We start from the raw sequence: 24610 nt of genomic DNA on the forward strand, positions 1-24610 counted from the left end.
CCAAGAGTTTCGGCTAGCCGATTTCTCGTAGCGGAACTCGCCAAGAGTTTCGGCCTAAGATAGGTGGAAACGCCGAAAGTCTTGGCGACTTCCGCTACAAAATGCTTCAGCGCATTTCCCCTGCCCCCCCAACGATCGTGATTCCCCATGAACGTCCGCGACTGTGACGAACCGTCGACTCACCGATCGTTGTTACAGCGGGCGGCCGACGGCAACGACGACGGATGGCGAATGATGGTCCAGGTCTACGGTCCGCTGGTTTACGGATGGATTCGCCGCTGCGGCGTCCAATCGGCCGACGCCGCGGACGTGATGCAGGAAACTTTCTTGGCCGTATCGAAATCGCTGGCACGCTTTGACGCCGATACGGCGGGATCCAGTTTTCGGGGGTGGCTATGGACGATCGCGAAACACAAACTTCGTGATCGCCAACGGGCCATCGCCCGCTCGGCCGCCGGCGATTCGCCCAGCTTCCTGTGGGAAACGCTGGAAAGTCCAGAACCGCCTAGCGAATTTGGCGACGATGTTCGATCGGTGCGGATTCGGATGTTGGAAGTGCTGCGTTCGTCGATCGACCCACGTTCGTGGCAGATGTTTTGGCGAACGGCGGTCGATGGATGTGACCCGGGGGACGTCGCCGAAGAGATGAACGTTACCCGGTGGGCCGTCTACAAGGCGCGGGCGCGAGTGCTACAGCGACTGAAAACAGAAATGCAAGATTTTGGAAACTAGCCTGTCCAATCGTTTCGTTGTGTAGTCAGAAACCTCTGATACTCTGACGGAGTCCCTGGAATGATTGCGATGAAAACTCAGTGCCTGACCGACGAACAACTCAAGCGGTTCTTAGGTGGGAACATGAACGATCAAGCCTTTGGGGTGGTCCACGATCACGTCGACGGCTGTGAAAGTTGCCAATCCCGTGCCAGCGATTTGGATGCGGGATCCGTCGGCGATCTTGGTGCCTGGGATGATGTTGGGGCCGACGAGAGTCCGGGAAATTCCAGTCCAATGGGCCCCATCGATCCGATCGAAGCCGAATCGGCGTGCCAGTTCGCAGTCCATCGATTGTTGGATCGTAGGACGATCCAGGATTTGTCGGGCGTGGATCCGTCTGGGACGAACTTGTCTGGGACGAAATTGGCGTCGTCTGCGATCGATCAACTTGGCCCGTACCGGATTCTGGGTGAAATTGGCCGCGGCGGCATGGGCACCGTCTGTTTGGCCCAGCATCAGCGGTTGAAACGTCGCTGTGCGATCAAACTGTTGCCGCCGACGCGCGTGGCCCAGCCCGGTTGGTTGGATCGATTCGAACGCGAAATGGCGGCCGTTGCATCGCTGGAACATCCAGGGATCGTGCGGGCCAGCGACGCGGGGACCGAATCTGGGTGGCATTACTTGGTGATGGAGTATCTGGATGGGCTGGACCTAGCCCGCGTGGCCAGTCGGGTCGGACCGCTGTCGATCGCCGATGCGTGCGAGGTCGTTCGGCAAGCGTCGATGGCGCTGTCGCATGTGCACGGCAATGGCTTGGTGCATCGCGATGTGAAACCGTCGAATCTGATGCTGACTCGCAGCGGCGTTGTCAAACTACTGGACTTGGGATTGGTGTTGGCCGGTGACGACCCCCTGTCGTTCGATGATCGTTTGACCACGGTCGGCCATTTGATGGGGACGTTGCCAGCGATGTCCCCGGAACAGTTGATGGACAGTCGCGGTGTGGATGCCGCCGCCGATGTGTATTCGCTGGGCGCGACGTTGTACCGGCTGATCGTTGACCGGTGGCCATTCCCATCCGGTGGTGGCATCGCCGCTCGCGTGCTGGCCATCACGACCCAGTCGCCGGTGCCGCTTGCGAAAGTCCGCAGCGAAGTGGATTCGGACTTGTCGAATTTGGTCGCTCGAATGCTGGATCGCGATCCGGCCAAACGTCCCAGCGCCGATCGGGTCGCCCAGCAGCTACAGCAGTGGACGGGGGATGCGAATCTGAAAAAACTGATCCGTCGTGCCGAAGCTGCCCCCGATGCGTTCTCGGAAACCGGCCCCGCGATGCTTTCCGCTGCGGCTGTGGATGCACCACCTCCGGGCCGTGGCAGGAGGCGTTTGATCGCCGGCGGCTTTCGCTCGCTGGGTTGGTTGGCAGCGGGCGTGATTGCTGCAACCGTCGTGATCCAAATTCGCGCCGAACGTGGGGATATCGTCGTGACCACCGATGGCCAGGACACGCAGATCGCTGTCCTGCCGGATAATGGCGTCGACTCTGCGGCGCGCAATGCCGATCCGGTTTCCCCGATGGAATCTCCGGTGCAAACGGAAGACACGGATTCGGAAGCTGCTGTCGATCCGCTGTACCTGGGCCAGGACTTTGATCATTGGATCAGCGTGTTGAAACGAGAGCAGCAGATCGAAGCGATTGGCGAGGCGATGCGAGCGATTGAATTGCTTTCGCGTGAACAGCCCGCCCGCCGGAAAGAGGCCGCGAGGCAAACGATGCTGCTGACCAACCAGTACGGGAGCGTCTCTTACGATCACAATCCCGGTTGGAACTCGGGGATCGGGAATCGAGATCTTGATTCCTCGCGATTCATGGGGTACCTGTTGCAAGTGGCGCCGAAGTACGGTCCCGAGCCGCTGCTGGGCACGCTTCAGGAAATGTTGAAAGTCGGAAATCGTCACGCAAAAATTGCGGTGGTGATGACACTGCAGCATTACGTCGACGGTTGGGGAAGTTGGACTGGATCGCCCGAGTCTCGAAACGCGTCCCGCCAATACTTTGCCGCGATGGGCCAGAGTGCAGAGGGGAAAGAAGAGCTGACGCAGCTACTAGCGGGACTCGGGGAAATAGCCCGTTGGTCAACGGCGGCCCAACCGGTTGATAGAAAGGGTGATGGCGAAGCAGAGTTCATGACCGTGTCCCAGTCCGAAAACACTTATTTAAGGCAAAAAGCATGGGGCATCGCAAGAACCTTGGTCGTCGCTGCCGATGGGACGATCGATCAGCCCGCCTGGATGATCGATTACGTGCAAGACCAGATTGACCGTGCCGTCACCGCCTATCAAAATCGATCTGCCGAATCCGATTTGCAGGCCGGTGCTCGCTCTGCCATCAGTCCAGGCGGAATGACGGGGACAGGAATGATGGGAGGATTTCCGCAACCGGTGTGGGTGATCGATGGCGACCTGCTGCTGGCCGCTTTGGAAATGCAGCGTGATGGCCTCGTCACCATCCCAACGGATTACGCGGTTGCCGTCATGACTGCTCCCTTTTTTGCATACTTCTCGGACCCCGCGGATCCACAAATTGCGGTCGACACGCTGATTCAGGCCGATGCCAATGCGAAGCAGTTGATCGCAGAGAGCATCGATCAACAGCTGATGCTATGCGAGGTGATCTACGATCAAAATCAGGATGTGCAACCGTTCGCAAGCCTGGTGGGGCATTCGATGTTCCAATTGACCGGACCAATCTTTGCCGCCAACGTCACTGCCACCGCGCCCTTGGTTGAACGAATTTCGAAACTGATCCTGGCCACCCAAAACGCGAATGACCAAGCGGCCAACTTGACGACGATCACCCAAACGCTCGCCACACTACGGCAGCGGATCGAAGAGAAGTGACGCGATGCTATCGAACGCATCGAAACCCCTACGAGGAAATATGAGACTGTGAAGATACTTTGCTTTAGCGATTTGCACCGTGATGTGGACGCGGCGGCCACACTGGTGGCGATGGCTGCCGACGTGGACGCCGTGATCGGTGCCGGCGATTTTGCCAACCAACACCAAGGCTTGGCCGACACGCTGGATATTTTGGCCGCGATCGACAAGCCCACGGTCTTGGTGCCGGGCAACGGCGAGACGGCGACGGAGCTGCGGGCGGCGACCGCCGCCTGGTCTGCGGCCACGGTCTTGCACGGTGACGGTTGCCAGGTCAACGGTGTCGATTTTTGGGGCGTCGGCGGGGGGATCCCGATGACTCCCTTTGGCACTTGGAGCTACGACTTTGACGAAGACCAAGCGACCGATTTGTTGGCCGATTGCCCGGCGGGCGGCGTCTTGGTGGTCCACTCACCACCGATCGACACGGTCGATCACGATAGCAGCGGCCGAATCCGAGGCAGTCGAGCGATTCGCGAAACCATCGTCGCCAAACAGCCTCGTTTGGTCGTCTGCGGTCACATCCACAGCGACTGGGGCAAACAAGTTCGTTTGGGCGAATCGCAAATCCTAAACGCGGGACCCGCCGGGATCGTCGTCGAACTTGCTGACTGACAAGGCGGCGATAGGAACTTCGGGACGCCGGGCTAGTCGTTCGAGGGTAAGTGGACAGCACTTGGTTTGAGGTTTGTTCGTTGCGGCGGTCCAGCGGATTCCGGCTGAAGCCGGTACTACGAACGGTGGGGACATTGTTTGGGGAGTTTCGCTTTGGTGATCGAAGCCATTGGGCTTAAGCCTCTTCGTCGTAGATCGGTTGGCCGCCGAGCCAAACCCGGAATCGGCGGATCCGCAAAGCCGGGCCAAAATTGATTTCGATTCGCAGCGGTCGTTGGTCGGGATCGACCTGGGGCGGCAGCCGGATCTCAATTTCGCGATCGATTCGAAGCCAGCTGACTTTTCGCCACACCGGTTGGTTGTTGATCCGGATTCGCTGCACGAACCACCACCCTGAATAGGTCAGTTGCCTCATTCCGGCGGCGGGAATGGCAGGCATGGATGAGAGCGACTCAAGTTCCCGAAATTGGATGTCCCGGTCCAGGAAAACGGCCCGGTTCAAATGGGCGTTTCCCCACACGCCTCGCCGGGGTGAAAGCTCGGATAACGGTGCGAACGGATTTAACGGCTTCAACGATTGGGTGATTTGGGGGCGTTTGCTTCCCATATGCGGTGCTTCGTTCAGGTGCGTGGCGATTGTTCACTGTCCAAGGGGGGGCGTCGTATCTGCGGCAATGATCGGTGATCAGGCCGGTTGGACGCTAAAACATCATAAAACACGGGAACTTTCTTCATCGAATTACGTCCGAATATTCAACGATTATCAGGAGAGAACCGGTTGCGACGCTCGCAGTGTTCACCTACGATTACCGTTGCTACTTGCCTATTTTTACACCTGTGAATACCCCCCCGCCGGGTCGACCCGGACGTCCGAACCGCAATCGAGGTAACACCATGAAGCGTATGCTGGCCATCTTTTCTTTGATCGCTGCGGGAATTCTTCCCGTCGCAACCGTGGACGCGCAAGAAGTGACGTCTGACACCCAAATTGTCAACCATTTGACGATGAATCAATGGGTTCGTGCCACCGAAAACGGTGAGCTGTCGGGACGTGTTTACTTGCCGGGCGTTAACGGCGAAGCAAAGGCGCTCGCGAACGTGACCGTGGCGATGAAGTCGCGTGACGGTGAAGTCCTGCGTGCGACGACCGATTCGAAGGGTGTTTTCTCTGTCAAAAACGTCCCCAGCGGCGTCTACGCACTGACCGCTCGCGGCGACAATGTCTTCGCGTGCTGTGCAATGCACGTTGTCGACGCATCGGTATCGTCGGACGTCGAATTGCCGACCGAAGCTGAAGTCGCCGTTGCAAACGTCGATTTCACCGTCGTCAACACCGCGGTCATCCGATACATGCCGACCAGCGTCCGCAGCTTCGATTCGTCGTTGGCCGACGCGAAGTTGGACAGCTTGAAGGATCGTATCCGTAGCCAAGACGTTTTCCGCGTCGTGCAAACCGATGGCGGCATGAAGGGACGTATCCACCTGGCTGGCGTTCAACGCGACGCCTTGGGCGACGCTGAAATGACCAACGTCTTCTTGTTCAAAGAAGGCATGGAAATCGCACGAACGCTGACTGGCGAAAACGGCACGTTCTCGTTCGCCAACATCGCAACTGGCAACTACTCGGTCATGGCGATCGGCCCAGATGGAATCGGATTGATCGGTTTCGAACTGGTCGATTCGTCGCTAGAACCAGCAACGGCATCGAATGTCGCCGCGGACGGAACCCAATTGGTTGGCTTTGGTCATCACCGACGTCACAACCAATGCTGCTGTGAAGAGTTCGCGATCCAAGTTGCACCATGCCCCGAAGTGGTCACCTGCGTCGAAGAAGTCATTATCACGGAAACCGTGATCGACGAAGGCTGTGGCTGTGGCGTTCCAGGAGAAATCCTTGAAGGCGAAGTCGTCATGGACGGATTCGGCAACCCAATGGCCGGTGGCGGATACGCTCCTGGTGGCGGTGGCGGATTCAGTGGCGGCGGTGGCGGTGGCGGCGGATTTGGTGGTGGCGGATTGGCTGCATTGGCCGGTTTGGGTGCCATCGGTGCGATCATCGCAACAACCTCGGACGACGATAACAACGCGATCACTGTGCCTGTTGTTGCTAGCCCAGCAGTACCAGCCAACTGATCCCGATCGGAAGGAACGGATGCTCGAACCGGGCCATGACGTTCCCTGATTCAAATCACGTGAAAAGCCGTCGCCCTTGGGTGGCGGCTTTTTTCGTTGGCGGACTGGCATGCGGTACCCGCCATTTCAATCTTGGGGTCAGCCCGCCGCGTGACCGCGCCGGATCGGGATCAGATCGGGATCGGATCGGGATCGGATCGCCAACCGCGATCAACACTGATCAACATCGGGGGGGCAAACCGGGGGAGCGATCGCGAGAATGGTCGATATCCCGTCAACCTTCGTCGGCCCGGCCCACTTTACTAAGACGCATAATGCAACGTTGGCATCGCCGAAGCGTCTGAAACGGCAAAATCCTACTGCGCCGCTCGAGCGCCGTGACGAAACACTTTCTTGATATGATGGTCGGCAAGGACATCGCCAACCAAAACGAATTGATCTCGAGGACCTGAATGAATACTGCGGATACTTCCATCAGTGACGAAGTCGCCAAGTTGGCGGCCGAAGCAAAAGATCGTCTGAATGAGCATACGTTGAAGACCGTCCATTGGCATTTCAGCGAAGACACGGGCAGCCCGTTCTGGTTGGGCAAGAAAGCAGAGCTGAACTTCGATCCGTTGACGGATGTGAAGAGTTTCGAGGATCTGAAGAAGTTTCCCTTGTTCGAAGATGAATGGCTGCGTGGTGGCCCGCTGGCCCGTTGGGTGCCCAAGGGACACGCTGGCAAACCGACCTTCGTATTCGAAACGGGCGGCACGACGGGGATTCCCAAGAGTCGCGTCGTGATCGAAGACCATTGGAAGGATTACGAGTTGTTCAGCGATACGCTGCCCGACAAGTACTTTCCCCGTGGTGCCAATTGGCTGATGTTGGGCCCCAGCGGCCCACGACGGCTGCGTTTGGCTGTCGAACACTTGGCCCAACACCGCGGCGGAACCTGTTTCTGTATCGACTTGGATCCGCGTTGGGTCGTCAAGTTGATCAAGAAAGGATGGATGGAACATCTGGAAGAGTACAAGAAGCACTGCGTCGACCAAGCGGTCACCGTGCTGACGGCCGGACACGATGTGCAGTGCATGTTCGCCACCCCGAAGCTGCTGGAATCGCTGGGCGAAGCATTGGAAGAACGCGGCACTTCGCTTCAGGAAGTTGGCATCAAGGGAATCTTTTCGGGTGGAACCGAGTTCACTCCGCAGTGGACTCGTTTCTGTGTCGAGGAAATGTTGGGCGGACCTGCCGAAGAAGGCGGTGTTTACATGACGCCGACCTACGGCAACACCTTGATGGGGTTGGCATGCAGCAAGCCGATCACGGCGGCCGACGGATACAAGATTTCCTATTACGCACCCCAACCACGTGCCGTGACCGAAGTGGTTTCGTTTGACGATTACAACCAACCGGTTGGAATCGGCGAGACAGGTCGGGTCAAACTGTACACGTTGACCGACGAATTCTTTGTGCCCGGTTTCATGGAACGCGACGAAGGCGAACGCGAAGCACCGTTCGAAATGTACCCATGGGATGGGGTCAGCGGCGTTCGCCCATTCCACGAATTGGCCAGTGCCACCACGGTTGGCGTTTATTAGGCCCGCGTCAGTTGGAGCGCGTCAGTTGGAACGCGTCAGTCAGCGCGGGCGGCCGTCTTCGGCGTCCAGCTTTCAGTTCAAGATTCTTTCCCGATATTCTGTTCGATAAGCCATGATCACTCTTAGTCCGCTCCGCTGGGGCAAACCTTACGAGTCTCTCGATTTTACCGATGTTGTTCACTTCGATACCGGCGAACCGATCGCGCGGATCGGAAACGTGGGCGGCGGTATCGTAGGACGCGACATGCGTCAGGCTCATAAGGCTCGTGAAGCCCTGCTGCAATTTTCGACAGACGATTTGCTTGAAAAATGCAAGCGTGCGGCAGTGTTGTTCGAATCGGCGGATCTGCAGGTCGGCGATTCGACACAGTCGGTTGACCAGTTTGTGCATCAGCAGTCGGCCAGCACGGGGCTTCCCGAGCACATGTGCCGATCGAACCTGGCGAAGAACAGTTTCGTGTTGGCCAACATGGAACAGATCTTGGATTGTTTGACGCGTGGTTTAGATCTGTCGATCCTGTCGCGCGGCTATGGCGAAGAAGGTCGCGGGGTGGTGGTCAGCTATCAAGCACAAACTCCCATCTTGGGCGCTGTCTTGCCGAACAATTCGCCCGGTGTTCATACGCTGTGGTTGCCGGCCATTCCACTGCAGATCGGGTTGGCGCTAAAACCAGGTTCGCAAGAACCTTGGACTCCTTACCGAATGGTATCGGCGTTCATCGAAGCCGGTGTCCCGGCCGAAGCGTTTGGGCTGTATCCGGGCGGCCACGATTCCGGTGGCGCGATCATGACCAAGGCTCCCCGCAGCATGATCTTCGGCAGCGCGCAAACCGTTGCTCAGCATTCCGGCAATCCTAAAGTCCAGGCTCACGGGCCAGGATTTTCGAAGATCCTGATCGGCGACGATGTGGTCGATGATTGGGAAAACTATCTGGACATGATGGTGGAAAGTGTGCTCAGCAATTCCGGGCGCAGTTGCATCAATTGCAGCGGCATTTGGGCCAGCCGACACACCAAGGAAATCGCAGCTGCGATCGCCAAGCGAATTGGCCCTGTCGACGCATTGCCACCGTCCGATCCCAATTCCCAGTTGGCCGCGTTCACGGTGCCCGCGATGGCGACGGGGACCTACGCGATGGTTCAACAGGATCTGGCCGAATCGGGCGTCACCGATGTGACGGCCGAGTTTGGCGAGAAGCTGATCGAGCGTGACCACTGTGCCTATCTGCGGCCGATGGTGGTTCACGCGGATTCGCCTGATCGTGGTGTCGTGTCCAAGGAATACATGTTCCCCTTCGTCAGTGTGGTGCAGTGCCCACAGGCGGAAATGTTGCGACGGATTGGGCCGACCTTGGTGGGCACCGTTTTGACGGCTGACCAGGCACTGATCTCGGCTGCCGGTTCCAGCGTGGACATCGACCGGGTCAACATCGGTCCGATTCCAACGAACCGATTGAACTGGTTGCAGCCGCACGAAGGCAACATCATCGATTTCTTGTTCCGATCTCGGGCTTACCAGACGGCGGATCTGCCGGTCGCTGCGGCCAGTACCTCGTAGCCGCTGCGGCACCGGCCGTGATCCCCCCAAGAATCTGCATCCTGTCCCCCATCGGAGTCGTCCGGTGGGGGACTTTTGCATGGGGGATTCAGGCCCCGAAGGTTCCTGCGAGCTATAGTCGATAGTTCCTAGAACTCTTTCGTGGCCAGCAATACCGACATGACCGATTCCACTGTTACGACCGGTGCTGGGCAAGCACCATTGGCGATGCCAATGGTCCCTGCGCGCGCTGGCGATCGGTGGAAAGAGCCTCCGCCACCGGACCCGCAGGAAAAAAAATCCGATCCCGGCGAACATGCCAAGTCGTCCCGATCATCGTCGCCGCTTGTGCCGTTCCTGGTTAGCACGATCGTGCACACACTGCTGCTGATCCTGTTGGCCCTGGTGACCTATCAATCCACTCGCGGGCACGGAAAGTCATTGGTGGCCAGGCAGGGGCGCGAAGCGGTAGAGATTCCATTGGATTCGTTGACGATGCCGGATGTCAGTGAAATCATTCACGACGGTCAACGGGCCGACCAGCCGATCTCGATCCGATTTCAGCCCAGCGAACCATCGTCCACGATGTCGCCGATCGTCTCGGATGTCGCGGCCAGCGATTTACCCAACGAAGATGTCCCCGATGCGCTCTCTGCGATCGGCGGCGGGCAGCCCACCGCGCTGACACGATTGCCTGTGGTGCATGCATCGCGTGGCGGACTTTCCGGGCGATCCGCCGAACAGCGGAAACGTCTAGGGGAAAAGTACGGGGCCAGCGGAGCCAGCGAGGACGCCGTAGAGAACGCACTGGTCTACTTGGCCGCGCACCAGCGAAACGATGGCAGTTGGTCGTTCAACCTGAAACTGGATCCGTGCAATGGGCGTTGTACCCACAGCACCAAGGGGGGCGAAAGCCCGGCACCATCGACCGGTGCGACCGGATTGGCTCTATTGGCATTCTTAGGCGCCGGGCACACGCACACCGGCAATGGGCCGTATGCCGAGACGGTGCGGAAAGGCATCTATTACCTGCGCAGCAAAGCGGCGGAAACCGAAGCCGGATATGACTGGCAGCAAGGCAGCATGTACGGCCACGGCATCGCGTTGATGGCTTTGGGCGAAGCGTTAGCGATGACGACCGACGAAGGCAACGAACGGGATTCCGACCTGTACGAATTGGTTCAGCGCGGGGCCCAGTTCACCTGCATCGCGCAGCACCATGGTGGTTCGTGGGGATACTATCCCAAGAGCCCCGGTGATACCACGGTCACGGGATGGCAAGTGCTCTCGCTGATCGCGGCTCGTCGCAGCGGCGTCGAACTGCAGACCCACACCCTGGCACAAGCCAAAGAGTTTCTGTTTTCAACCTGCACCGATCGCGACTATTGGTTTGGCTATCAGGCACCGCCCGGCGAACCGACGACGACCGCAATCGGTTTGGCGATCATGTTGTACTTGGGCGAACGACCTGACTACACCATGTTTCAAATGGCGTTGACCGACATGGCCCAGCGGGGACCGACGCTGACGAACATCTATCACGACTACTACGCGACGCTGGCACTGCATCACGCTAGACATCCCCTGTGGGGCGATTGGAACGTGCGGTTGCGCGATCATCTGGTGGCCACGCAGGTGAAGTCGGGCCATGAAAAAGGCAGCTGGCACTTCAAAGATAAATGGGGCGATGTGGGCGGGCGAATCTATACCACCGCGATGTGCGCGTTGACGCTGGAAATCTATTACCGGTACCTCCCGATCCATGATCAGTTGGAAGAGTTTCCGCTGTAGCGACATTCAGCGACGATGGGCGATTCCGCCGCTGTGGCGGCGACCGTTGGCCCCCGTCATCGATGGGATCCGTGTTGTGGCAGTTGAATCTGAAGCGTCGCGCCGCCACCTGATGTTGGGCGGTGTGTCACGGTTCCTCCCAACGCGGTTGCGATCTGCTTGACCAACGACAGTCCCAGTCCCACGCCCGATGCTGTTTCGGCTGCGACGTCGGACGACTTGGTAAAGGGTTGGAACAATGTCCCGGTCAACGCGTGGGGGATGCCCGGGCCATGATCCGCCACGGTCAACACGAACGTTCCCGCACGTCGCTTCGCCGAAAAGTGTACCCGCCGATCGTCCGCGTCCGCGGCATACTTGGCGGCATTGTCGACCAGATTGAACACTGCTTGTTCGATTGCTTGGTCGTCCATGCGAACCTGACTGCCGCTGTCAAATTCGGTCACCAGGGTCAACTGGACCTCGGCCAAACGGCTGGCTAGTCTTGGCGTGATTCTGGAAATCCAGGTATCCACGTCGACCAATTGGGTGCAGGCATGCGGCGCGGTGTGCTGAAGTTTGGAGTATCGCAGTACATTGTCGACCAGGTGCGACAGCCGGTCAGCTTCCCGGCACAGCGTTTGTAAATAGTCGCGGCGCTGATCCGGATCGGAAACGATATCGCGAGCCAGCAGGTCGCTATAGAGCCGGAACGTCGTCAGCGGTGTTCGCAGTTCGTGCGTGACGGCGGATACGAACGCAGCACGCCGTTCGCTGATGGCAATCAGCCGCCCCAGAGCCAGGGCGGCGATCAGGATCGTGACCGCCCATGCCGACCAAGCAAAGCACAGCGAAGTGTCGGTGGGCGACCATGACGTTGACGTATCGGCAGGCAACGGAACCGAAATCTGTGCCGGAATCGCTGCCAGTGCAAACTCAGGATCAGCCGTCTGGGGCGTCGGCAAAGGTGCAAACGTCGCCTGCGGGATCAGGTCGGCAATGTCGTCCATCATCGAATTGCGTAGCCGCGGCCAGTCCAGCCACGCCCCTTCGATTTGGCCGTCCAATCGAGTGCGAAGTACAAATAGTTCTGCATCGATCCAGATGGGCCGAATTGAAATTTGATTTTCGGTCTGTGGGACTGGCCCGGCGACGTTCTGCTGGGCTGCTTGCGCGAATTGGTTCAATGCGAACTGCTGTTGTACCAGTGAATTGCGATTTTGAAGTTCCAACTGATTCGAGTCGGCGCTGGGCTGGGCGACCAGTGACGCGATCTCGTTCGGCATCCACTGCTGGGCTGCCTGCATCATCTGGGGCGCAGGCACTCGGGCGCGTAGTTCAGCGAAGGCCTCGCCGCGATTGAGCTCCGGATCGAGGCGTCCGTCCGGGGCGGTGATCGCGTCGCGAGACTGGTATCGCGGTACCGAGGCGGATGACTTTCCTTTGGCACCGGACGATCGGCCGGGTTGCGCCGTTGGACCTGCGATTGCCACCGCGTTGGCAATCAGAAAACGGCAACGGATGTAGGTCGGGTCGTGGTCCGCCATCAGCGGTGGTCGATGGTCGTTCGCCGTCGCGATGAACGGACCCAAGCGTGAATCGAGTCGCCACAGCGCGACGCGAACGTTCTGTTGCAATTCTTTGCTGGCTTCTGCGATTTGTCTGACCCGACTCAGGTGCATCGCGTGGTAGGAAAGTAGCCCCAGCCCCAGCGATGCCAGCAGCGTGACCGCCACGAAGATCGACCATAGCATCCACGGGCGAGCCAGCGTTTGGCTGATGGACCACCACCAAGAACGCATCATGTCGCATCCACCCATCGTTGGTCGAATACGTATCCGCGGCCCCGTACCGTCTTGATGATCGGAATGTCGCCGCACACCCTGCGAAGTTTCTCTCGCAATCGGGCGACGTGCACGTCCATCGTTCGTGTCGTGATTCCCTTGGCTTCCAACTGCCAGACACCTCGCAGCAGTTCGTTTCGGTCGATCACCCTGCCCGACCGGCGTGCGAGGTATTCCAGCAAGGCGGATTCACGGTCCGACAATACTTCGCAGGTTCCCTCGTCGGATGTCAATTCCTTGGTCGACCAGTCGATCGACGCCGATGGAATGTTCAACCGGATCGTTTGCGCCGATCGAGCCGGTGAACGGCGCAGCACGGCTTCCACACGGGCAAGCAATTCGTCGACGCTGAACGGTTTGACCACGTAGTCGTCCGCGCCCAAGCGTAGACCGCGGACACGGTCGATCGACTCACCACGGGCTGTCAGGATGATGACCGGCAGCGTCGGTTTGTCGCGGCGGATGTGGGCCAGCACATCCAATCCATCGCCGCCCGGCATGACCAAGTCCAACAGCACCAGATCGCAGGGTTTGTCCATCGCCATGGTGACGGCTTCGTCGAACCGAGCGGCTTGCCAAACCACGTACCCCGATGCCTGCAGCGCAGCGACGATGCCACGCCGAATGGCGGCGTCGTCTTCGATGGTCAGAATTTGGTAGGCCGTCATGGGAAACGATCGCGGGAATGGATACGCGGGGTCGTTCTATTGGACCGTATCAGGTTCGATTCGCCCACCGTTTCGAAGCGCGACGATGCGGGGCGGTAGAGAAAGCCCCAGCCAGGGATCGTCCAGCGGCATCAGAAAGACGTCCGCGTAAATCCATGACGTCAGTTGCGGGACATCTAGAATGTCCTTGGCGGTTGAAAAGTGGTCGTCGATGCATGTCTGTAAAACAAACAGGTTCAGCACCGTGTCTCGCGCCGTCAGCGGGTTTTCTGCTGGGATCGCCCTTAGTAAGGGAGCTTCGGCCACCGCCTTGCCGACGGTTGTGATCATGGCGGCTTCGGCAAGTGGTTGGACCGCGGCCGTTGAAGTCGATTGTTCCGCTTCGGTCTTGGCGAATTGGATCCAACGTGGGTCCAGTGGGTTGATGTCGCGAACCGGTTGTCCGGGCCGAATCGCCAGCGGGCACTCCGATCGACGTTGGGCTGCACGTCGACGGTGGAAGGCCGCGATTTTCGCTACCGCTTGGTGATCGGTGGATCCATCGACTTGATCGGCTAAGTCGATCGCTGACCGCAGCCATTGGGTGAATCGATCGGCGGATACCAGACCCGGCATGACATCCAGTGGGCGTCCGGTCGAATCCAGGACCAGGTGAGCACTGTTGCCGGTGATCGGTTGAACCAGTTTTCGGCCCTGCCCCAAGTCGATGGTCACCATGGGGACGTCGCGGACGGATTGCCAATGCAGCACGAAACCTTGCTTCATCAGGTCGCTAACCCAAGGGTTGGGATACAACGAACTGCGAAAGAATCGACTGTTCGCACAAGTCTGTTCTTGGTTCAGTTTGCCAAGCAGTCGCAGGCTCAGAATCGGTCGTCCGGTTCGCTGAGATTCCGACAACGCACTGTCCAGCGATGTGTGCCAGAACAGGCCCGATTGGGCTGCGTTGAACTGTGCGGCGACTTGATCGATCAGTTCGTCGTAGTGGTCTCGTGTCGCGTCGGTGGCAATCACAGGCGTTTGTGGACGCGTTCGAATCATCCACGTGACGGCATCTTGTCCCGTGTCGCGCAGGTCTCGGATCGACTGCTGTACCGCCGCCGATTGCAGATCGAAGTCGTCGGCCGCCGCCGCCAGGAACAGATCCCGGCAAACATTGGAATGATCGAACGATGCGGAGAAACTATTTGGGTGGTGACGCGTTGCCTTTGCGGGAGGTTCGACGGCGAACGTGGTGGATGCAGCCCAACCGGCAATGATGATCCCCAAGCAGCTGATTCGATACCACATGATTGTGACTCCTGGTCGAAACGGAAACGGTAGAACCATCGACGCCTGCGGAGGGTTGATTGGTTTTCCAGCCGGGAATTCTGGCGAATCCCACTGCGTCGGAAATGAAATCAACGGCTCGTGGCATCGACTGATTAGGATCCTATTCGTTTCGACGTCGCTTGGACGTAACAGGTTTGTAACAACCGGCCGGATGTGATCTGTGCGGGGTCACTGCTGCGGCGGTCCCGATTCGACCAGCGTGTCGGCGGTTTGGATGTCGACGCCCAGGTTCATCACGGTGTCGGAACGGCCAGCCAGGCTTTTGGTCGGCTGCGTGCCCAACAATCGATCACCGCCCAGCATGGTCAGGCCGTACCAAAAATTCTCGTTCTGGAAATGGTGTAGGCGGTGGTTCCGCCATAGTCGGCGATAGAGTCGACCCTTGGGAACATACGAGGTGTGGATCAGGTAATGGATCCATTCATAGTTCAAGATCAACAGGAACGTGATCAGATTTCCGGACATCACCGCGCCCAATGGCAGCCAACCGATTTGGTAGGGAATCGACCACAGCAGCGGGACGCAGCCCAAGAACCCGATCACAAAGTAGGTCGTCGTCAGTCCGTACTTAGGGTCCCAGGGATTTCGGTGATGGGCGCGATGGGTCTTGGTGATCAGCAGTTCCATTTTGCGATTGCCGATTTGGATCGGCGGGCGATGTTCCAACCAAGCATGGATCAACCATTCTTGGATCGGCCACATTACGATCACGCTGGCAACGACGGCTAGGTCTTGCCATCCGCTTTGGCCGACGACGATTCGAGCGATCAGGCTGATGGCGCAGGTGACGACCAATACCCTCGGACCCCAGAAGCGAAACATGCCTTTGGCTGCGGCGGCCAAGCTGATTTTGGATCCAAATCCTGGCTGCTTGTCCGCTGGCGGCATCGCCTCGGCTTCGGTCCATGTTCGAGACCGAGTCCATAGGAACAGTCCGGCCACGGCCGTGAAGTACAAGCCATAGCCGATTGCCACCATATCGTCGCTCCGTTCGCGTTGCCGAATCTTCGGGCCAAAGCAATCGCGGGATGCGTTTGCAAGAGGCGCAATTTAACGTCGGTTGCAGAACCTGAACAGATCGACCCTCGAACGGGCGATTGCCAAGCCCCGAATTCAAACTTGTGGGTTTGAATTCGGGAGCTTGGCAAGTCATCCCGGTCGGTATGGTCGGACGAAATTGTTCGCCCGCTGGTTTACTGCGTCAGCGGCAATCCCGATGGGATCGCATCGATCGTGACCGGTTGGCTGTTGGGGAACGTCGATGGATCACCCTCGAGGGTTGGCATCGGGTTGTCGTCCAACGGATCCACGTTCATCAGCACTGCTTCGTCGGCTTCGAACACTTGTTCCAGATCCACATTTCCTTCGGAATCGACTGGCGACAGGGCCGAAGTTTGCAGGAAGTTCTTGAACGTTGGTTCCGGTGGAAGTCGGTCGTAGGGCAAGCAGCAGGTGTTGCATTGGCCATCGATCATTCCGCCGGCCGTCACGCCCGGCAGCGACAATAGATACTCCGGTGACAGTTCGCCCGGTTCGATCCATAGTCCTTCGGGGGTGATTTCCATCGTGCCAAGATCGAAGTCCAGCCCGCGTCGAACGACTTCGTAGTTGACGAAGATGTTCAGCAGACCGTTCTGGGCATCCAACAAGTCGGTCAACGCACTGATCGCGTCACGAGCGGCTGTTGGGCCAGCCGGACGTCCGTCGGCTTCATTGATTGCTCGGATGTCCGTGTTCAATTCAATCTGGGCCGCAGCGATGCGAACCGATTGGCGTCCCAGTTCGAAGGTCAACCGGTTGGCTTGCAGTTGCCGTACTTCGGCACGCAGTACCTGCCAAATGCTGTCTTCCAAACCGTAGTAATCACGTTTGGCTTGTTCATATCGAATCAGGCTGGTTCGGTAAGCATTGCGTTCCAGCAGTCGTGTGATGGGAGCATCCCATTGCAGTCCGACTCGCAACCGTCCGGTGTTGCTGCGAAGATCCAGCGGGTTGTTGCCCGTATTCTGAACGTCTCCGCTGAACACCACGTCCAGGGTACTTTCCAGGTCGTCGGCGGATACTTCGATGGCACGCCATGTGTCGACCAAGGAAGCACGAGCGTTGGCCAAGTCACGTCGGTTGCGTCGAGCGATCTCGAACGCGTTTTCCGGTGCGATGTCGACGGTCGGCAAGACTACCTTTTCCGTTCGTGCACGTGCTTGGATCAGTTGCAGTGCCAACACATCGTCACCCAAATCGGACAACAAGTTTTGGGATGCCAGGATCAAATCGTCACGCAGTATCTGGTTCAGTTCCAGCGGGGTGCGGTCGCCGCCATCGTTGTCCAGGATGTCCTGCAAGGTGGTTTGAAGCTTGTCGATCTTCGCGGTGTAGGAATGGAATCGCTTTGACAGTGTGTCCTGTTGCGTTTTCAACAGCGGGCCCAAGGTGACCAGTTCTTCGATGTCAAAGATCGACTCGTCGACTTCCGACACGTTCAACAGACCACAGATGCTTTGCTGTTCGGTGCGATAGACCTTCAACAGTTCCTTATTTTGCTTTTGACGCAGTGCCAACGATTCATTGAACGTTTCCACGTCTTTGGCAACCGCGATCAAGTCTTCACCGATCAGGGTGCGATTGAACTCGGCCAACGGTTCAAGTTCCTCTCGCAGCTGTTCCAGCATTTCGGCTAGATCGTCGCTCCACTGGATACTGGAAACCGGAAGCTCGGTATCCGCTTCGATGTTGAATTCTTGTTTGCCCAGGATTGCGACATTCAGGATACCGACCTGTGATCGCAGGATGCTGAGTTCTTCGCGACGAGTGAGCAGCGTGCGATCGATCAATTCAAACTGTTCCAAAATTGGATCGTTCAGCTTGGCACAGATGTAGGGAGGCAATCCCAAGGTTCGCAGGAACGAATCGACGGTCCGTTGGTAATTGGCTTGTTGGTTGACCAATTGGCTTTGGGAACGCAGCAGGCTCGAACGGGCCTGGGCGACCTGCAAGGTTTGTCGGGCGATGGAGTCGCGGGAATCCGGGATGGTGGTTTTCAACTCGATCAGGCTGTCTTCCAGCACGAGCAGAAATTCCGTTTGCCGGGCGATGTTTTCTTCCAAGTTGCGGATCTGCAATTGGGTTTGCAGCAGCCCCAGGTATCCGCCCGCGTTGCCCAAGCTGCCGGCTCCCACACTGGCGATATTGTTGCCCAGTCCGCTGGCGGAAAAGCCGCCACCGCGAAGGGTGCTTTCGGTCGAACGACCGACGGTGATGTTCAGATAGAAACTGCGGCGGTAACGTTCGAAGGCACGGACGTTGGCTAGCAGGGCACGTTCGGCGAAGGTCAGGTCTTCGAGGACTTTGTCACGACCGGCGTTTCGTAGCAGCGGTTGCAGCAAGGTGAAGTCCAGGACAGTCGTGGCGCTCTGCGAGTTTGGGCCGCTCAATTCCCAAACGATGCTGTTGGCGACACCCGCGATCAATTCGCCACCAGTGGCAAATTTGCGTTGCAGGGCTAGGTCGCGTCGGCCGTTGCTGTTGGGGCCGATTTCAAACTGGGTGCTGCTGTTGCCACCTGCACCGCGTCGCCCGGGGCCGTCGGCGGTCAGCGATGTTTGTGCACCGCCAAAGAATTGGGTGTCGAACTGGAAACGTTCGGCACTGACCTGCAAAGCCGACAAATACAGCTGTTCCACCTGTTGTTGGTAATCCGGTGAATGCAACAGTGCGATCTGGACAGCATTCTCCAGATTCAACACCAACACACCGTCATCATCCAACGGCAGGAACTGCCACCAATCGGGGCTTTCGGTCGTATTGGTCAATCCAGCGGCCTCCCACATCGGATACCCGCGGCGTCCGTCGACGCACTGCATGTATCGATACGACGCCGGATCATCCAGCGGCATCGGCTGGAAGTCCAAGTCAAAGGGGTTGAACATCCGGCTGCGGCGATCGACTTCGATCCGCACCGCTTCGTTCGGGGGGCGAGCCACGTGAGACGATTTCTCGGCGATCAGAAGATGGGCCTCATTGTCGGCTTGCTGACGGTAGAACTGTCGGTGACAGCCTGCTAGAGCAGGAAGCAGCAAAGTAACCAATCCGATAGTCCGTATCGCAGAGCGAGCGATCCGAGTTCGAAAGAGTGTCATAGGGCGGGCCAATCGTTGAAATCCGGGAAACCGTTTTGTCGGGGCAAATCGGCAAAAGCCGAATGATCATTCCCCGTAGTACGGTTTCGGTGGTTCTGGCCGTCCAATTCAGCGCTAAGCGGGAGGGATATACCTGTTTTGACTGCGCGGGGTGATGGTGGTAACGGTTGGCGCGACTATGCGGGCTCGGCCCGAAATTTCAGGTTTTCGCGGCTCAGACCGGTCAAATCGGCACCAATTCGGACAATGCTCTCATCCGTGCCGAGAAATCCTTGACGCTACAAATTGCCCAACTTAGTATTCGATGAGGCATTTTTTGCTGCTCTTCTGTCAATTTTTGTGTTCGCCATCGCTCGGCACCGGATCCACTAGCGACCAACGGGCATGGCAGCCGATATCCATCAATGCGATATCGGACAGGCAGGAGCTTCCCCATTCACGTGACCCGATGGTGATCTCGAAACGACTATGAAGTTTGTCATCCTCGGTCTGCTGCTGATTCTGTTGATCGGCTTTTTCGTCATGGTCTGGAAGGCTGCCATCAACTGGCGCTGGTACCAGATCGTCCCTGTCTGCATCACGATGCTGTTGGGCGTTCTATTCTTGTTCCCCACCGCTGGCGTGCTAAAGAGCCGGTCGGAATGGCACAAGGTCCGCGAAAAGCTGTCCAAGCAGGCTGCACAGGTCCACAGCGAAAACCGGCTGATCAAATATGGTGATCCCACGGATCCGTCAGCCGGCGAAGGCGTCGTGGCGCTTTCCCAGCGACTTTCCAAGCTAAGTATCGAAGCCGGACGACGATGGCGCAATCTTCAGATGCAGCCGGTCAATGGCAACGAAGTCCGATTGATCCAGCCGGCTAGCCCGAATCAAGCCGTCGACGGTATCCCAGGACAAGAACCCGAAGCGGCCGCGGTACCCGCACAGCCGCTGATTCCTGTTGATTTGGTTGTCTATGGGTTTGGCGAATCCGCCAACCAGAAACTGCAGACGTTGATCCCAACGTTCTATCTGGGCGAATTCCGAGTCACCGCTAGCACGCCCAATCAGGTCACCCTGGTGCCGACCGGCCCCTTGGAACCCGCACAGTTGCAAGCGATCAACAGTGGCCAAGCGAAAAGTTGGTCCGTCTATGAACTGCTGCCCCTGGACAGCCACGAGCCCTTCATCGCCGAAGGCAGTGTCCCCGACGACAACAACTACTTGGGCCGCGTCGACGACGAGCTGGTCAAGTCGTTGATGGGCAAAACCGTTTCGCCCGAGACTTTGCAAGATTATCTGCGTGACGGAGCCCGTTCGACCCAAGATGACCCGCCTCTTAGCCGCTGGGTCAAAGTCGAATTCTTGAAGAACTACGAGATCGAAGTCGACAGCAAGGAAGAACGCGGCGCGCTCGAAGGTGGCTTCTTTGACGGTACCGGACGTGCCGTCGATGGGCGACTGAAACGCGGCGACGAAGGCAAAGTTAAATTCAAAAAGGGTGATCAGCTTCTGATCAAAGAACCCGAAGATGGCGTTCATCCCTTGATCGACGAGAATGTCGTCAAGCCGATCGTCAGCTATTACCTGCGTCCGCTGAATGATTACCGCTTCATTCTGCGTCACATCCGACTGCGATTGGCCGAACTGGAAAATCGTAAAGCGGAACTGAACACGGCTCGCACCGTGTTGGCGGAAGCCATCGAAAAGAGCAACGCGATGCTGGTCGCCAACCAAGCGATCAAGGTCAAATTGGAACAGGATTTCCAACAGTTCCGGACCGAAAAAGAAGCCATCTCGGATCACACCGACAAGCTACGAAAGCAAGTCGAAGAAACTCGCATCGAAATGGCTCGTCTGCACCGATCGAATCTGGAACTGGAACAGCGTCTGGAACAGATTCATCGCAAGATCGAACAACGCATCAACGCACTGACATTGGCTCAGTAGCGTTGGCGTGGCCTCGGCCGGCAGGGGATCCAGACTGATGCGGATTGAGTTGTCGTTGACTATCAAACGGTTGGCTAGAAGCCGCCTATCTTGGATATGCCGAGGGATCTTCCCCGGACTCGGCTGCAATCGTTTCTCGGATTGCGATACAATGGACGTTTGATAAGGATCGTGCGAGAAAGAAAGTGTCCGCCCCCTTCTGCCGGGAACCCGCTCTGGGGCTGCTTGGTACAAACGAAGGCGACACTTCTTTTCCACTCAGTCCTGGACGAAGCGTTCACTCGTTAGGAAAGACGGCACCATGACGGGCCAGTGGGTTGAAGTTGAATTCGATTGCATGCCGCTGCGTAGTGTCAGTCGATTGGACGTGCCAGTGGACGCGTCGCCCGCGTACGAACAGTTCGTGCTGCGAGTCAAAGACGCGATGTCCACGCACGGTACCCACAACACGTACTATCTGCATCGTGGCAGCTGCACCTATCACCTGACCAATGATCCCCAACGCGGGCAAATCGTGTTCGCGTTCGAAGGGACGGTCATGACCGGCGAAAAGGATCTGCAAACCAAAGCGGTGGACGTGAAGATCCGGTTGAAGGCCGAAACCTGCGCTTGGTTGAGCGAACCGATGGTCGAATTTTTGACCGAGAGCGTCAAACACGCATTGTTGGTGGAATTCGATCGCTATATCGAAGCCGGCGATTTGCAAAAGACCGAAGATCGGATCAAAGCGATTCAAGCCGAAAGTGACTCGGCAGACGGTTTCATGGGCATGTACCTGTAATCTTTAGTCGTCGTATTGCAGGTCTTTGCCCAGCGCGTAGCGAAGAAACGATTCCAGGTCGGTGAACCGGAATCGGTAACCAGCGGATTCTAACTTCGTCGGTTTCACTCGCGCACTGGCCAACAGCAGCGCGTCCGCCATTTCCCCCAGTGCCAATCGCAGTGCGAATGCCGGAGCCGGAAATAGTGCGGGGCGACCGAGCACCCGGCCCAGTGTCTTGGCAAAGTCGACGTTGCGAATCGGATGCGGCGATACCACGTTTACCGCTCCGTTGATTTCAGGATCGGTGATCGCGTGATAGATCGAACCGACGGCGTCATCCAACGCGATCCATGACCACCATTGTTGGCCGCTGCCGAGCGATCCCCCAGCAAACTTCGCCGGCAACAGAGACTTCGCTAGGGCGCCGCCCTGCGGGGAAAGGATGATCCCAAAGCGAACATGCACGACGCGGATCCCTGCATCCACCGCAGCCTGGCAGGCCTGTTCCCATTGCTTTGCCACGTCGGCAAGAAAGCTTGTGTCGGGGGCCGACGATTCAGTCAGCACGTCGTCGCCTCGATCCCCATAAATGCCGGTTGCCGATGCGCAGATCAGCACCTTGGGTTTGTTTTTCAGTCCGGCCAACGACTGGCACAATTGGCGTGTCTTGATCACGCGGCTGTCGCGGATCTGTTGTTTGACGGAATCGGTCCAACGACAGTCGGCGATCGGTTTGCCAGCCAAGTGGACGACGGCATCGACGCCGTCTAGTTTTTGAACCTCGCTATCACCCGACCAGGCGGCGATCTGGTCTTCGGATCCGTCGGCCGATCGGACGATCGCTCGCGTTCGGTGACCCAGCACTCCCAACAACGCCGAAAGCTGGGATCCGACCATGCCTGTGCTGCCCGAAATGGCGACCGTCATCGCGGGGGCTGGGCGATCGGCCTGCAATTGAAGATCGTCGTGCGTCAGTCGGTGTCGGTAGGCGAACATCCGTTGGATTTTCTTCCGCACCAAACCGCTGGTCATCAGCCGGCCCACGGATCCGGCCGGGATGCGATACGAAATCGAATCTCGCAGAATGCTTTGGTCACCGCTGGCGGTGAATTGATGGCTGTGGTCCCAGGCCGCGAAGGGGCCCGAAAGCTGAGTGTCGGCGAACTGCCGCGGCGGATCGTACAGCGTGTGCTGGGCATGCCAGCGAAGTGGAATTCCCGCGAACTTGGTCGTCAGCGTGACGCGGCTGCCGACCGCCAACGAATCATCACTGTGTTCCAGTTCGACCGATTCCCAGGGGGGAATCAGCCGTGCCAACGCGCCGGGGCGATCGTGATACGCAAAGGCATCCTCCACCGCGCATGGCAACGAAACCTGTGCGACAAATTCTTGGGTGCTGCTCATGATGTCCTGGCAAAGTGTCTGGAAGGGCCAAAGGGGCTCACGAGTCACTCTAGGCGGACATCAATGCCAAAAGTTCGCGGCAGAAATCTGGCAGGTCATCGGGGCGACGACTGGTGACGTGGTGCCCGTCGACCACAACCGACGCGTCCTCGTAGATGGCTCCGGCGTTGACCAAGTCGTCGCGAATGCCGGGGGAACCGGTAACACGAACGTCCTTGTAGACTCCCGCCGAAATCGGGATCCAACCGCCGTGGCAAATCGCAGCGATCGGTTTCTTGGCCGCATCAAAGGCCCGGACCAGATCCAGGACCGCCTTGTCGCGTCGCAGTTTGTCGGGCATGAAGCCGCCCGGGACGACCAACGCATCAAAGTCATCAGCCCGCATGTCCGCAATGGCTGTATCGCTGGTGCACGGGTAGCCGTGTTTGCCGTTGTAGTGGGTATTGGCATCGGGGCCCGCCAGGACGACTTTGCCGCCGGCCTCTTCCAGCCGCAGCTTGGGATACCACAGTTCCAGGTCTTCGTAGATTTCGCCCGTCAAAATCAATACCGATTGACCCTGGATGGGCAATTCATTGTGGGTCATATCGCTTCGTTTCCTGTTTCACCGGTTCGGATGCGGATGCAGTCGTCCATGGGCAGCACAAAGATCTTGCCGTCGCCGATTTCGCCATCACCATCGGACCGTCCGCCTTCGATGATCGCATCGACCGTTGGCTGAACGAATTCGTCGTTGACGGCAATTTGCAATTGAGTTTTACGCAACAGGTTGACGCTGGAGTCGCGACCAACGTGTGCACCTGTCTTGCCGCGTTGGCGGCCGAATCCTTGACATTCAAGCACCGTCAATCGAACGACCTCCACTTTGCTGAGCGAGGCTTTGATCGATTCCAGTTTGCCCGGTTGGACGATAGCGATGACGAACTTCACAAGAAGCTTTCAGCGAGAGAAAGGCAAGGGAGCGTGATCCGTCCAATGCGGTGACGGTGATCAGCGAGGTCGAAGGGTGCCGCACGCCATGATTCTAAACCGCCAAGCTCGGCTCGCATACGACGGGCAACCAGGCGGCGCTGCCGGGATCGAAGGCGTCGCGGATGCGAGGATCAGCGTCGCATCGAATGGACGGAACCGCGGGGCCATCGTGTACCCCATGACGTCCATGGTCCAAAAAACAAGCCGACTCCCTCAGCGAGGGAATCGGCTCGAATGGAAAGACTGATTCGCCAGCCTGGTTCAAAA

General features: G+C 58.0%; 18 protein-coding genes. 9 read left to right on the plus strand and 9 right to left on the minus strand.

Translation table 11 applies throughout. The features are described 5' to 3' along the window. Positions 1 to 147: 147 nt before the first annotated feature. The 3 genes from K227x_RS06430 to K227x_RS06440 are packed head-to-tail and all read left to right on the plus strand — an operon-like array spanning position 148 to position 4269. Positions 148 to 732, plus strand: coding sequence for an RNA polymerase sigma factor (locus K227x_RS06430; protein ID WP_145168766.1), 585 nt, complete (start codon positions 148 to 150; stop codon positions 730 to 732). A 60-nt stretch (positions 733 to 792) separates the two neighbouring features. Further along, a complete protein-coding gene (locus K227x_RS06435; RefSeq protein WP_145168767.1) occupies positions 793 to 3615 on the plus strand; it encodes a serine/threonine protein kinase in 2823 nt (940 codons plus the stop codon). 48 nt (positions 3616 to 3663) lie between these two features. After that, on the plus strand, positions 3664 to 4269 hold the full coding sequence (locus K227x_RS06440; RefSeq protein WP_145168768.1) for a metallophosphoesterase family protein: 606 nt from the start codon (positions 3664 to 3666) through the stop codon (positions 4267 to 4269). A gap of 175 nt (positions 4270 to 4444) precedes the next feature. Here K227x_RS06440 and K227x_RS06445 read toward each other — a convergent pair whose 3' ends face one another. Next, entirely contained in the window at positions 4445 to 4708 is a 264-nt protein-coding gene (locus K227x_RS06445) for a hypothetical protein (protein WP_145168769.1), read from the minus strand. 455 nt (positions 4709 to 5163) lie between these two features. Here K227x_RS06445 and K227x_RS30280 point away from each other — a divergent pair, with 455 nt between their 5' ends. From K227x_RS30280 to K227x_RS06465, 4 genes are all read left to right on the plus strand, one after another. After that, positions 5164 to 6402 (plus strand): carboxypeptidase-like regulatory domain-containing protein, encoded by a 1239-nt coding sequence (locus K227x_RS30280; protein ID WP_218933803.1) that lies wholly within the window; start codon positions 5164 to 5166, stop codon positions 6400 to 6402. A gap of 452 nt (positions 6403 to 6854) precedes the next feature. Then, complete coding sequence (locus K227x_RS06455) at positions 6855 to 7988, plus strand: acyl-CoA synthetase family protein (RefSeq protein ID WP_145168770.1); 1134 nt, start codon at positions 6855 to 6857, stop codon at positions 7986 to 7988. A gap of 112 nt (positions 7989 to 8100) precedes the next feature. Further along, a complete protein-coding gene (locus K227x_RS06460; protein WP_145168771.1) occupies positions 8101 to 9546 on the plus strand; it encodes an aldehyde dehydrogenase family protein in 1446 nt (481 codons plus the stop codon). Positions 9547 to 9687: 141 nt separating this feature from the next. After that, the gene (locus K227x_RS06465) at positions 9688 to 11316 is read left to right on the plus strand and encodes a prenyltransferase/squalene oxidase repeat-containing protein (protein ID WP_218933804.1); all 1629 of its coding nucleotides are present in this window, start codon (positions 9688 to 9690) and stop codon (positions 11314 to 11316) included. A 56-nt stretch (positions 11317 to 11372) separates the two neighbouring features. Here K227x_RS06465 and K227x_RS06470 read toward each other — a convergent pair whose 3' ends face one another. From K227x_RS06470 to K227x_RS06490, 5 genes are all read right to left on the minus strand, one after another. Then, positions 11373 to 13100, minus strand: coding sequence for a sensor histidine kinase (locus tag K227x_RS06470; protein ID WP_218933805.1), 1728 nt, complete (start codon positions 13098 to 13100; stop codon positions 11373 to 11375). Continuing rightward, complete coding sequence (locus K227x_RS06475; RefSeq protein ID WP_145168774.1) at positions 13097 to 13807, minus strand: response regulator transcription factor; 711 nt, start codon at positions 13805 to 13807, stop codon at positions 13097 to 13099. The genes K227x_RS06470 and K227x_RS06475 overlap by 4 nt, the downstream gene beginning before the upstream one ends. 36 nt (positions 13808 to 13843) lie before the next feature. Continuing rightward, positions 13844 to 15097, minus strand: a complete 1254-nt coding sequence (locus tag K227x_RS06480) for a hypothetical protein (protein WP_145168775.1) — start codon at positions 15095 to 15097, stop codon at positions 13844 to 13846. Positions 15098 to 15307: 210 nt separating this feature from the next. Continuing rightward, the gene (locus K227x_RS06485) at positions 15308 to 16117 is read right to left on the minus strand and encodes a sterol desaturase family protein (RefSeq protein WP_145168776.1); all 810 of its coding nucleotides are present in this window, start codon (positions 16115 to 16117) and stop codon (positions 15308 to 15310) included. A 215-nt stretch (positions 16118 to 16332) separates the two neighbouring features. Next, complete coding sequence (locus K227x_RS06490; protein ID WP_145168777.1) at positions 16333 to 19215, minus strand: hypothetical protein; 2883 nt, start codon at positions 19213 to 19215, stop codon at positions 16333 to 16335. 528 nt (positions 19216 to 19743) lie between these two features. On the opposite strand from K227x_RS06490, the gene K227x_RS06495 reads away from it, so the two are divergent. After that, complete coding sequence (locus K227x_RS06495) at positions 19744 to 21204, plus strand: coiled-coil domain-containing protein (RefSeq protein ID WP_145168778.1); 1461 nt, start codon at positions 19744 to 19746, stop codon at positions 21202 to 21204. Positions 21205 to 21505: 301 nt separating this feature from the next. Beyond that, on the plus strand, positions 21506 to 21985 hold the full coding sequence (locus K227x_RS06500) for a hypothetical protein (protein ID WP_145168779.1): 480 nt from the start codon (positions 21506 to 21508) through the stop codon (positions 21983 to 21985). 3 nt (positions 21986 to 21988) lie between these two features. On the opposite strand, the gene K227x_RS06505 is transcribed toward K227x_RS06500, so the two are convergent. Genes K227x_RS06505 through K227x_RS06515 form a run of 3 tightly spaced genes read right to left on the minus strand, consistent with a single transcriptional unit; the run spans position 21989 to position 24301 of the window. After that, complete coding sequence (locus K227x_RS06505) at positions 21989 to 23371, minus strand: TIGR01777 family oxidoreductase (RefSeq protein ID WP_145168780.1); 1383 nt, start codon at positions 23369 to 23371, stop codon at positions 21989 to 21991. Between the two features lie 49 nt (positions 23372 to 23420). Next, positions 23421 to 23957: a type 1 glutamine amidotransferase domain-containing protein gene (locus K227x_RS06510; RefSeq protein ID WP_145168781.1), complete on the minus strand. Its 537-nt coding sequence runs from the start codon at positions 23955 to 23957 to the stop codon at positions 23421 to 23423. Then, positions 23954 to 24301 (minus strand): P-II family nitrogen regulator, encoded by a 348-nt coding sequence (locus tag K227x_RS06515; RefSeq protein ID WP_145168782.1) that lies wholly within the window; start codon positions 24299 to 24301, stop codon positions 23954 to 23956. Before K227x_RS06515 ends, K227x_RS06510 begins: the two co-directional genes overlap by 4 nt. Positions 24302 to 24610 lie beyond the last annotated feature (309 nt).

This window comes from Rubripirellula lacrimiformis (assembly GCF_007741535.1).
GTDB lineage: Bacteria > Planctomycetota > Planctomycetia > Pirellulales > Pirellulaceae > Rubripirellula > Rubripirellula lacrimiformis.